Raw genomic sequence first — 11,050 nt, forward strand, 5'->3', positions numbered from 1 at the left:
TATAGACGCTTAAAATAATCTTAGTCTATAAAAAATCAAGGGGTTGAATTTTGGCATGGCAAATATTATTGATGGAAGAGCATTAGCAAAGAAAACGAATGAAGCAACTAAGCAAATGGTGACCGAACTAAATAGTTTGGGCGTTAAACCATGTTTAGCTGTTATCTTGGTCGGAGATGACCAAGCAAGTGCAAGATACGTTCGGAATAAGCATAAAAAGGCTGAACAATTGGGCATTGAATCAATTGTGAACCACCTTCCAGCAGATACGACTCAAGATGAACTACTTAAGATCGTGAATGCATATAACCATGATGATAAAATCGATGGCATCCTAGTTCAATCACCACTTCCAAAACAAATTGATGAACAATTAATTACAAGAACCATTTTACCCGAAAAAGACGTTGATGGGTTCCATCCAGTTAACGTTGGGAACCTATTTTTAAATGAACCTAAACACTACCCAGTGGCTTGTACGCCAAAGGGCGTGATGGCAATGTTTGCTGAATATAACATTGACTTAACTGGTAAAAAAGCCGTTGTGATCGGCCGTAGCTCCATTGTGGGCCGGCCAATGGCAGCATTATTGATCAATGCGAACGCAACGGTAACGGTATTAAACCACTACTCAGAGGATGCTAAGCACTTTATCAAGGAAGCTGACGTGGTCGTTGCCGCGACTGGTAAGCTTCACATGGTGTCTGGCGATGACTTAAAGGCCGGTGCTACTGTAATCGACGTTGGTCAAAATCTTAATGAAGACGGTAAATTAGTGGGGGATGTGGACTATGAATCCGCAGCTAAGGTTGCAGGATATATCACTCCCGTACCCGGTGGGGTTGGCCCAATGACGATTGCGACATTAATGCGGCAAACCGTTGAGTTAGCTTCTTGGAGTGCTAAGCATGACTGAAGATAAGCAACAATATCTATCCGTTTCAGCCTTAAATGGCTACATTAAGCGTAAGTTTGATGTGGATCCCTATTTAGGGAAGGTCTTTGTGACGGGTGAAATTTCTAATTTTCGCCCGCGGCCCAATTCACACCAATACTTTGCGTTAAAGGATGAACAAAATAAGATCAACGTGGTGATGTGGAAATCTGCATTTGCTAAGTTGGCGTTTCAACTCGAAGAGGGGATGAAGGTCTTTGCTACCGGCCGGGTCTCTGTTTACCCACCAACTGGGAGCTATCAATTATACATTGACCGCATGGAACCCGATGGTGTGGGGGCCTTATATCAAGCTTATGAACAATTAAAGCAACGGCTGAATGCAGCGGGATTGTTCGATCCAGCTCATAAGCAACGAATCCCGGTTTTTCCCAAGCGCATCGCGGTGGTAACGTCTGAAAGTGGTGCGGTGATTAAAGATATCATCACTACGACCCGGCGGCGCTTTCCAATTGCGCAAATCGTTTTATTTCCAGCGATTGTGCAAGGGAATGATGCCGCTGCTGATATTACGCACCAAATTGAACGCGTGAATCAAATCGGCAATTTTGATACGTTAATTGTTGGTCGGGGTGGTGGCTCCATTGAAGACCTCTGGCCATTTAACGAAGAACAAGTTGCAATGGCGATTTATAATAGCCGCATTCCGGTGATTTCGTCCGTTGGGCATGAAACTGACACTACGATTGCTGATTTAGTTGCTGATCAACGGGCGGCCACGCCAACGGCAGCAGCTGAAATAGCAGTTCCTAAGCTATCAGATGTATTGTTGGCCATCCAAAATGACCATGATCGTATTTTGAACGCATTTCGTAATTATTTACGTAATGATCAGCAATATTTAGATAAGATTATGGCATCATATGTCTTTAGACAACCAGAACGGCTTTATGAAACCTATTTACAACAGGTGGATAATTTAACGGGCCGGTTGAACAACGCCTTTCAAAAGCGGCTGACGACCACCCAACAACGCTTACAACAAGTGATCTATAACTTAAATTATCATTCACCGATCCAACAGGTAAACGCACAACGTAACCAGTTGAAATTATTAAATCAACGGCTGCGCAGTGCCGCTACGAATTTGGTGCAACAAGATCAAAATCGATTGAATCGACTTGCTAATGCCTTAGACCACCTAAGTCCACTTAGAATTATGGGACGTGGTTATTCATATACTTCGAAGGCTAACCACGTAGTGACTAAGGTCGATGAATTGAACGTAAATGATGAAATCACCCTCAGCTTCATTGACGGTAGTGCGAAGGCAGAAGTGAAGCAAATTAACCCGAAGGAGCGACAAGATTAATGAATGAAGAACCATCATTTGAACAAAATATGCAACAACTAGAACAAATTGTTCAACAATTAGAACAAGGCAACGTGCCATTAGAAGCGGCATTGGAACAATTCCAAGCGGGCGTTAAGTTAAGTCGTGAATTACAAGCGACCTTGAACAACGCGGAACAAAAGCTAACTAAGGTCATGAACGATGATAATCAAGAAGTCCCATTTGATCGGGACGATGGTCAATAATAATGGCAATTGATGAGCACCTTAGTCGATTTGAAGCGCAATACCGCCCCCAAATCAATGCCTGTTTAGCTAATGATGTATCAGCGGATGTAGATCAAGCAACGTTAGCTAGTTCCATGCAATATTCTCTAAATGCGGGTGGTAAGCGATTGAGACCATTGATTACGATGGCCGTGTTGAAAACGCTTGGGCATCCGATTGATGCTACTAACATGAAGGCAATTTGTGCCGTTGAATTATTGCACACTTATTCGCTGATTCATGATGATTTACCAGCCATGGATGATGATGATCTCAGACGGGGCGAACCAACGAACCACGTTAAATTCGGGGCTGGCATGGCGACCTTAGCTGGTGATGGGTTATTGACGTTGGCCTTTCAATGGCTCGTGGATAATCAATTACCACCACACACTAAACTAGCTTTAGTCAGTGAACTAGCAAAGATGGCTGGTCCAGCAGGGATGGTTGCGGGACAAGCAGATGATATTCAATTTGAAAATCAACGCTTACCATTAGCTAAGTTACAGACCCTCCATCGGCATAAAACGGGGGATTTGATTAGTTATGTGGTCTCAGCAGGGATGATCATTGCTGATGACATGAGCGCCCAACCATATTTGGACCGCTTTGGACAATCATTTGGGTTAGCATTTCAGATTTATGATGATATTTTAGATGTCACAAGTAGTGCTAACCAATTGGGCAAACCCGTGCATCAAGATGATAATAAAAATACCTACCCTAATCTATTAGGATTAAAGGCTTCCTATCAGGCATTGCATGATACGATTGCAGATGGGCAGGCGGCATTATCAGATATGCAAACGGCTTTATCCATTGATACGACCTTGTTATCATCATTTTTTTCATATTTTCAAGTTTAACGGAGCGAATTAATAGAATGGAAAAACAAAGAGTAGATATTTTATTGGTGGCGCAAGGGTTATTTGATTCGCGCGAAAAAGCCAAGCGGGCAATTATGGCCGGTGAAATTTTAGGTAAAAATGAAGAACGCTTAGATAAACCGGGCGAACGAATTCCGGTGGATACTAAATTACATTTAAAGGGCAAAGCCTTACCATACGTAAGTCGCGGCGGATTGAAGCTAGAAAAGGCACTGCGGGTCTTTAAGATTGATGTTGCCGGCTTAACGGTATTAGATATTGGTTCATCGACCGGTGGCTTTACCGACGTGATGCTTCAGTCTGGTGCTAAGCAAAGTTATGCTCTAGATGTTGGGAGTAATCAATTAGTGTGGAAACTACGCAATGACCCCCGGGTGATCGTAATGGAACACACCAATTTTCGGTATAGTAAACTAGCTGACTTTACGTCAGGTCAACCTGAGTTCGCGTCGATCGATGTATCATTTATTTCCCTTCATTTGATCTTACCACCGCTCAAAAACATTATTAAACCGGGGGGCGAAGTCGTCGCATTGGTAAAGCCCCAATTTGAAGCGGGACGTGAAAATGTTGGTAAGCACGGGATTGTCCGTGACCATCAAGTCCACGTTGACGTGTTAAATGACATCGTCCAATTTGCGGTGGCGAGTGGCTATTCCGTATTAGGGCTAGACTTCTCCCCAATTAAGGGTGGCGAAGGTAACATTGAATTTTTAATTCATCTACGGTCAACAGACCAACCCACCATCAATCCAGATGTTTCAGTGGATCAAGTACTAGCTAATGCGAACGAAGCGTTAAATATTAAAAAATAGTCACTATGATTATTGATTAGAAAGGAGGACCTGCATTGAAAAAAAGAGATCGCCAACACATGATTAAACAGTTAATTAGTAAGGAGTCCATCCGTAACCAAGCTGAATTTGTGAAACTACTAGATGAAGTTGGGGTAAAAGTGACCCAAGCAACGGTGTCTAGAGACATTAAAGAAATGCGGTTGGTTAAGGTCCCGGCTCAATCGGGTGGCTATCAGTACAGTTTACCCCATGAAAAGAAGATCAATATTGAAAAGAAATTAACTCAAGCGCTTGGGGATGCCTTTGTTTCAATGGCAGTCCAAGATAAGAATTTATTATTAAAAGTCTTACCGGGCAATGGTCCAGTAGTTGGCGCGCTGATTGAAAAGATGAACTTTACGGAAGTATTTGGCACACTATGTGATGATAATACTATTTTAGTAATCTGCACTTCTGATAAATCGGCGCTGCAATTAAGAGACAAGTTGAATCAAATAGTGGTAAAATAAAAAGACTTAGTAACCAAGTCTTTTTTTAGTTTAGGGGGATTGCTCCATTGCTACAGGAATTAAATATTAAAAATTTAGCGATTATTGATCATATTGACGTGAAATTTGAAGATCATATGACGGTCCTGACCGGTGAAACGGGGGCCGGAAAATCAATTATCATGGATGCAATCGGATTATTGGCCGGGGGCCGGGGCTCAAAGTCATTGATTCGAACTGGTGCAGATAAACTAGTCTTACAGGGCCAGTTTGTGTTTCCTGCCGCTGGTTTAACCTATCAACTATTAGATGAGTTAGGGATTGAACATGAAGACGGCGGGGTCATTTTACAGCGTGAGATTTCACGGAGCGGCCGGAATGTTTGTCGTATCAATGGGATGCTCGTTAATACGAATACATTAAAACGCGTGGGGCAAACCATTGTTGATATTGAGGGTCAACATGACCATCAAGAATTATTAAGACCTGATCGACATTTACACTTACTAGATGAATTCATTGGAGATCCGGTTAAAAAAATCTTGGCACCGTATCAAACGACCTACCGACGGTTCAGAGAGTTAAAGCGCTTAGTTGATGATAAGAACAGTAATCAACAGCAATGGGCTCAACACATTGATATGTTGCAATTTCAGGTCAATGAAATTCAATCCGCTAATTTACAGCCCAATGAAGAAGACGACCTAGTCAAAGAACGTGATCAGTTAAGAAACCATCAAAAGATTAGTGATGCGTTGAACAGTAGTTTGGTCCACATTAATGGGGATGATACGATCAGTCCCTTAGATATGATCGGTGAAGCGATGGGGACCATGCAGTCGATCGAACAATATGATGATACTTATCAAACGATTAGTGCTGACTTGCAAAATGCTTATTATTCATTGCAGGATGCTGCGAACCAAATTGCCCATCAAACTGATTTACAAGAATTTGATGAGAACTGCTTGGCAGACATTGAAGCCCGTTTAGATCTAATTTATCAATTAAAGCGTAAGTATGGTGATTCGGTCACAGCCATCTTGGCATACTATCAAAAGATCACCCAAGAGTTAGCCGAGACCCAGGCTGATCAAGATAGCAGTAATGATTTAGATGCGCAATTGACTCAAACGGAGGCGAAGTTACAAACCCTAGGCGAGCAGTTAAGTCAGGTCAGACATAGGGCGGCAGCTAAACTAGAACAAGCCATTCATCAGCAATTGGCGGATCTATATATGGCGCAGACCCGCTTTGAAGTAAAGTTCACACCACTAGCCGCCCATCAATACACGAGCCATGGAATTGAAAATGTTGAATTTTATGTTCAAACCAATCCCGGTGAAGGCTTTCATGAACTTGCCAAGAGTGCTTCCGGTGGGGAGCTATCCAGAATTATGTTGGCGCTAAAGACCATCTTTGTGAGCGCCCAGGGAATCACTTCGATTATTTTTGATGAAGTGGATACCGGCGTTAGTGGCCGGGTGGCTCAAGCGATGGCAGAAAAAATTAGTGCGATTGCTGAAACCGAACAAGTACTATGTATTACTCACTTACCGCAGGTAGCAGCCATTGGCGATCATCACTACTTCATTGGGAAACAAGTTGATCACGACCGGACTAGAACCACGATCAAACGGTTGAATCATGACCAACAGGTCAAGGAACTATCCCGAATGCTTGCGGGGAAGAAGGTTACCCAATTAACGTTAGACCACGCTAGTGAAATGTTAAAGATGGCTTCTGAGAAGAAACATGTTTAATAATGGGTTGATAAATTCTTAAAAAAAAGTAATAATATAACTACTAGATTAATATTGAGGGGATAAATCAAATGGCTAAAAAAGGAATGCTAATTGTGTTATCAGGACCTTCTGGGGTCGGCAAAGGAACGGTTAGAAAGGCCCTTTTCAATGAACCGGATGTTGATTTTCAATATTCGATTTCAATGACGACTAGACAACCACGTGAAGGCGAACAAAATGGGGTTGATTACTTCTTCGTTTCCAAAGAAGAATTTGAAGAAAAGATCAAGAACGGTGAAATGTTAGAATACGCTAAGTATGTTGATAACTACTATGGCACCCCATTAGAATACGTGAACCAAACACTTGATTCTGGAAAAGACGTTTTTCTAGAAATCGAAGTGAACGGGGCAATGCAAGTACGGGCTAATTCACCAGAAGGGGTCTTTGTATTTTTGACACCACCAGACCTATTAGAATTGAAGAACCGTTTAATCAGTCGGGGAACTGATGAAATGGACGTCATCAACAAGCGGATTCAAAAGGCAGTTGGTGAAATTAAGATGATGCGGAATTATGATTACGCCGTCTTGAACGATCAGGTGGAAAATGCCGTTGATAATATCAAAAACATCGTTCGCAGTGAACGCCTTAAGGTCAACCGCGTAATGCCAGATTATTTATCCATGTTAGGAGATGAAAATTAATGTTACTTTACCCATCAGTTGATAAACTATTAACTCAAGTTAACTCTCGTTACTCATTAATCATGCTTGCTAGTAAGCGTGCGCACGAATTAGATGCCGGTGCTAAGCCACTGTTATCTAGTTACAAGTCCCAAAAGACAATTGGAAAAGCGTTCGAAGAAATTGCTGCAGGTGTAGTTAAGATTGATCGTTAGACAAATTGCTTGATTCTAAAAACCTTTGTGAATTTCACAAGGGCTTTTTTAATATTGGGAGGTTTAAATGTTCGAAAATCTAAATGTTGCGCTATACGTTACCGGTAGCATTGCTGCCTACAAAAGTTTAATGTTTACGCGGTTATTAGTTAAGGCGGGGGCCAACGTCCGGGTTTTAATGACCGATGGGGCTCGCCAATTCATTCAACCACTAAGCTTTCAAGCATTGGCTAAACACGATGTGATCACTACTGATACCGATGGGATGCATGCTGATCAAATTACCCACATTGAATTAGCCCAATGGACCCAACTGGCGATTATGATGCCAGCCGATGCCAATACAATTGCCAAGGTAGCCAATGGATTAGCAGATAATGAAGTCACGACCACTTGGTTAGCCACTAGTGCACCTAAGGTCGTGGTGCCTGCTATGAATGATCAAATGTTGGCCAATCCTGCAACGCAACGAAATATTGATACGTTAAAACACGATGGGGTCACGTTGATTGATCCAACGGTCGGCTTTTTAGCAGAAGGATATCAAGCCAAGGGCCGAATGGCTGAGCCAGAAGATGTGTTGGCGCAAGTTGAATTAATGTTAATTAAATTAAATCCGGATGCCCCATTGAAACATCGAAAAATCTTGGTCACTGCCGGTGGGACCCGCCAACCATTAGACCCAGTGCGATTCATTACTAATTCATCGTCTGGTAAGATGGGCATCGCCATTGCTAAAGCAGCCCAACGCATGGGAGCGGACGTAACACTGATAGCGGCAGATGTAAAGATTGCGCTGCCATTAGGGATGCGAATCGTGCGAGTGACGACCAGTGCAGAACTATGTTCGACTGTGTTAAAATTAATGCCGGAAAACGATGGGTTAATCATGACGGCTGCCGTTGCTGATTTTGAGCCAATAACGGTAGCAGACCATAAAATTAAAAAACAACAGCAAAGTGGTGAATTTACGCTGCAGTTCCGCGAAGCAACTGATATTTTAAAGGCCGTGGCGAAGATTAAGCGCCCCGACCAATTCACGGTCGGCTTTGCTGCTGAAACGAATGATTTAAAAGCGAATGCGGCTAAAAAATTAGCGGACAAGGGCTTGGACCTATTGGTCGCTAACGACGTCTCTAACCCAAAGATCGGGTTCAGTAGTGATGATAATCAAGTGACGTTCTTGCGCCCCCATGCAGCGCCCATTCAAACCCCTGTATTGCCTAAAGCTGCGATTGCAGAGCGGTTAATGCAATTAGTTGTTGATCTTAAGTAGAAAGGAAGCGATGTCGCGTGCAATTTGCCCAGGTATTAGTAGATGTCCCAACGATGCAAACGGATAAGCCATTTACTTATCAAGTGCCAGCTCAACTGGCTGGTGATTTAAAACTAGGGATGCGAGTCATCGTACCGTTTGGGCGTGGTAAACGTAAAATTCAAGGCTTTATTGTTGGTTTTAGTGACCACGTTGACTTTAAGGGCCCGGTAAAACCGATCAGTGCCATTATTGATCCCAATCCGGTCGTTAACGATGAAATGTTAAAACTATCGGCATGGCTCGCCCAGACGACCTTTTCATTTCGGATTAGCTGTGTATTGACCATGCTACCTAGCGTAATGCGCGCTAAGGCTAAGAAGGTCCTCCAACGAACGGATGGGGAACTCCCAGCCGCCTTGCAGGCCTTATTTGGTGACCATGAACAAATTGAATTTGACCAAGCTGCATTGAGTGATGAACAAACGAAGCTCATTTTAAAGGCCGTTCAAGCGGGACAACTAAGCGTCGATTACGTCGTTAAGAACCATGCTAAACCAAAGCTGATCACTAAAGTCCAGGCTCACTTGGGACAACCCCAATTACAAAAGATATTGGATCAGGTCGCAAAAAATGCGGTCGCCCAGCAAAAGCTATTGCGGTGGTTGATCGATCATCCTAAGGATGCCATTGCTCAGCCAACATTGATTAAAACGCTTGGCATTAACGCGTCAACGATTAAGACAGCGGCCCAAAAGGGGTGGGTGACTCAATCGACGGTAGAAGCACTGCGGAATCCCTATCAAAAGCCGATTCAAAAGAATTACCCACTTCAATTAAATGCGGATCAACAAAATGCAGTGGATCACATTGCAGATTCGATTCACAATGATAATGCCAAAGTGTACTTATTAGAAGGGGTAACTGGTTCGGGGAAAACAGAAGTTTACTTGCAGGCAATGCAAAAGGCATTAGCAGCTGGTAAAACGGCATTAATGTTAGTTCCTGAAATCGCTTTGACCCCCCAAATGGTCAATCGAGTAAAGGGACGGTTTGGCAACCTCGTGGCAATGTTGCATAGTGGCTTGTCAATGGGTGAGAAGTATGATGAGTGGCGACGAATTGATCAGGGGGATGCTAAGGTCGTCGTGGGAGCTCGTTCAGCTGTGTTTGCCCCGTTACAAAATATTGGAATAATCATTATGGATGAAGAACACGATAGTAGTTACAAACAAGAAGACACCCCGCGGTATAGCACCCGTGAAGTAGCGAAGTGGCGGGGACAATATAACCATTGTCCGGTCGTATTGGGTAGTGCTACGCCATCGCTTGAATCCAGGGCCAGGGCTAGTAAACATGTGTATGAGTTATTAATGCTACCCCATCGAATCAACAACCAGGCCTTACCAGCAGTCCACATTGTCGATATGCGTAATGAAATGGCCAATAATGTGACTAGTGACTTTTCACAATCACTAGTGGATGCAATTAAACTACGACTGGCACGTAAGGAACAAACGGTGTTGATGTTGAATCGCCGGGGTTATTCTGCTTTCCTATTGTGTCGTGATTGTGGATTTGTTTTAAAATGCCCTAATTGTGATATCTCATTAACGGTGCATTTAAAGGGCCATCAAATGCAGTGTCACTATTGTGGGTATGAACAACCAATCCCTAATGTGTGTCCAAATTGTCAGGGGCACCACCTCCGGACGTTTGGGACCGGGACGGAAAAAGTGGAACAAGAGTTGAACCAGATTCTGCCTGATGCTAGGGTAATTAGAATGGATGTCGATACGACCAAGCGTAAGGGCGCCCATGAAAAGCTGCTGGCTCGCTTTGGCAGTGGGCAAGCTGATATTTTACTGGGGACTCAAATGATCGCTAAGGGACTAGACTTTCCAAACGTAACGTTGGTCGGTGTTTTAAATGCAGACACATCACTAGAGTTACCCGACTTTAGAGCAAATGAAAAGACATTTCAGCTATTGACCCAAGTTAGTGGGCGGGCCGGTCGGGCTGATAAAGCCGGCTCAGTTTACATTCAAACGTTCAATCCGGATAGTCAAGCCATTCAACTGGCTAAGACGCAGGACTATGAACAGTTTTATCGTTCTGAAATGAGGTTACGGCACTTGGCTAATTATCCGCCATACTTTTTTACGATTCGGGTGACTGCTAGTGCGACCTATGAAAATCAAGCTGCCGGAACCATCTATCAGATCGCAAACTTCTTAAACGGCGCGTTGACGAATCGCAATATTATTTTAGGCCCGACGCCATCTGCGATTACTAGGGTCAATAATAAGTACTACTATCAATTAATAATTAAATATAAACATGAGCCTAATTTGCAATCAGCATTAGAGACCGTTTTAAATAAATATCAAAGTGCGACTCGGCATGGAATCTATATTTCGATTGATCCGGAACCAGTCAGCTTTATGTAAGGAGATTTTAAT

The 11,050-nt window shown here is 43.1% G+C and carries 11 protein-coding genes; all 11 read left to right on the forward strand.

Annotated features, from left to right (window positions below; genetic code table 11):
- The first annotated feature begins 55 nt into the window (after positions 1–55).
- The 11 genes from R4146_RS05250 (at position 56) to priA (ending at position 11,038) form a co-directional block, all read left to right on the forward strand.
- Positions 56–916: a bifunctional 5,10-methylenetetrahydrofolate dehydrogenase/5,10-methenyltetrahydrofolate cyclohydrolase gene (locus R4146_RS05250; protein WP_339960372.1), complete on the forward strand. Its 861-nt coding sequence runs from the start codon at positions 56–58 to the stop codon at positions 914–916.
- On the forward strand, positions 909–2,267 hold the full coding sequence (gene xseA / locus R4146_RS05255; RefSeq protein ID WP_339960373.1) for an exodeoxyribonuclease VII large subunit: 1,359 nt from the start codon (positions 909–911) through the stop codon (positions 2,265–2,267). The genes R4146_RS05250 and xseA overlap by 8 nt, the downstream gene beginning before the upstream one ends.
- Positions 2,267–2,494: an exodeoxyribonuclease VII small subunit gene (locus R4146_RS05260; RefSeq protein ID WP_339960374.1), complete on the forward strand. Its 228-nt coding sequence runs from the start codon at positions 2,267–2,269 to the stop codon at positions 2,492–2,494. Before xseA ends, R4146_RS05260 begins: the two co-directional genes overlap by 1 nt.
- A 2-nt stretch (positions 2,495–2,496) precedes the next feature.
- The gene (locus R4146_RS05265; protein WP_339960375.1) at positions 2,497–3,381 is read left to right on the forward strand and encodes a polyprenyl synthetase family protein; all 885 of its coding nucleotides are present in this window, start codon (positions 2,497–2,499) and stop codon (positions 3,379–3,381) included.
- A 17-nt stretch (positions 3,382–3,398) separates the two neighbouring features.
- Positions 3,399–4,217, forward strand: a complete 819-nt coding sequence (locus R4146_RS05270; RefSeq protein ID WP_339960376.1) for a TlyA family RNA methyltransferase — start codon at positions 3,399–3,401, stop codon at positions 4,215–4,217.
- 35 nt (positions 4,218–4,252) lie between these two features.
- A complete protein-coding gene (gene argR / locus R4146_RS05275) occupies positions 4,253–4,708 on the forward strand; it encodes an arginine repressor (protein WP_339960377.1) in 456 nt (151 codons plus the stop codon).
- 47 nt (positions 4,709–4,755) lie between these two features.
- Complete coding sequence (recN, locus tag R4146_RS05280; RefSeq protein ID WP_339960378.1) at positions 4,756–6,450, forward strand: DNA repair protein RecN; 1,695 nt, start codon at positions 4,756–4,758, stop codon at positions 6,448–6,450.
- Between the two features lie 71 nt (positions 6,451–6,521).
- Entirely contained in the window at positions 6,522–7,139 is a 618-nt protein-coding gene (gmk, locus tag R4146_RS05285) for a guanylate kinase (protein WP_339960379.1), read from the forward strand.
- Positions 7,139–7,333: a DNA-directed RNA polymerase subunit omega gene (rpoZ, locus tag R4146_RS05290; protein ID WP_339960380.1), complete on the forward strand. Its 195-nt coding sequence runs from the start codon at positions 7,139–7,141 to the stop codon at positions 7,331–7,333. Before gmk ends, rpoZ begins: the two co-directional genes overlap by 1 nt.
- 67 nt (positions 7,334–7,400) lie before the next feature.
- A complete protein-coding gene (coaBC, locus tag R4146_RS05295) occupies positions 7,401–8,609 on the forward strand; it encodes a bifunctional phosphopantothenoylcysteine decarboxylase/phosphopantothenate--cysteine ligase CoaBC (RefSeq protein WP_339960381.1) in 1,209 nt (402 codons plus the stop codon).
- 17 nt (positions 8,610–8,626) lie between these two features.
- Entirely contained in the window at positions 8,627–11,038 is a 2,412-nt protein-coding gene (gene priA / locus R4146_RS05300; protein WP_339960382.1) for a primosomal protein N', read from the forward strand.
- The last annotated feature ends 12 nt before the right edge of the window (positions 11,039–11,050 follow it).

The organism is Nicoliella lavandulae, assembly GCF_037546185.1.
Classification (GTDB): Bacteria; Bacillota; Bacilli; order Lactobacillales; family Lactobacillaceae; genus Nicoliella; species Nicoliella lavandulae.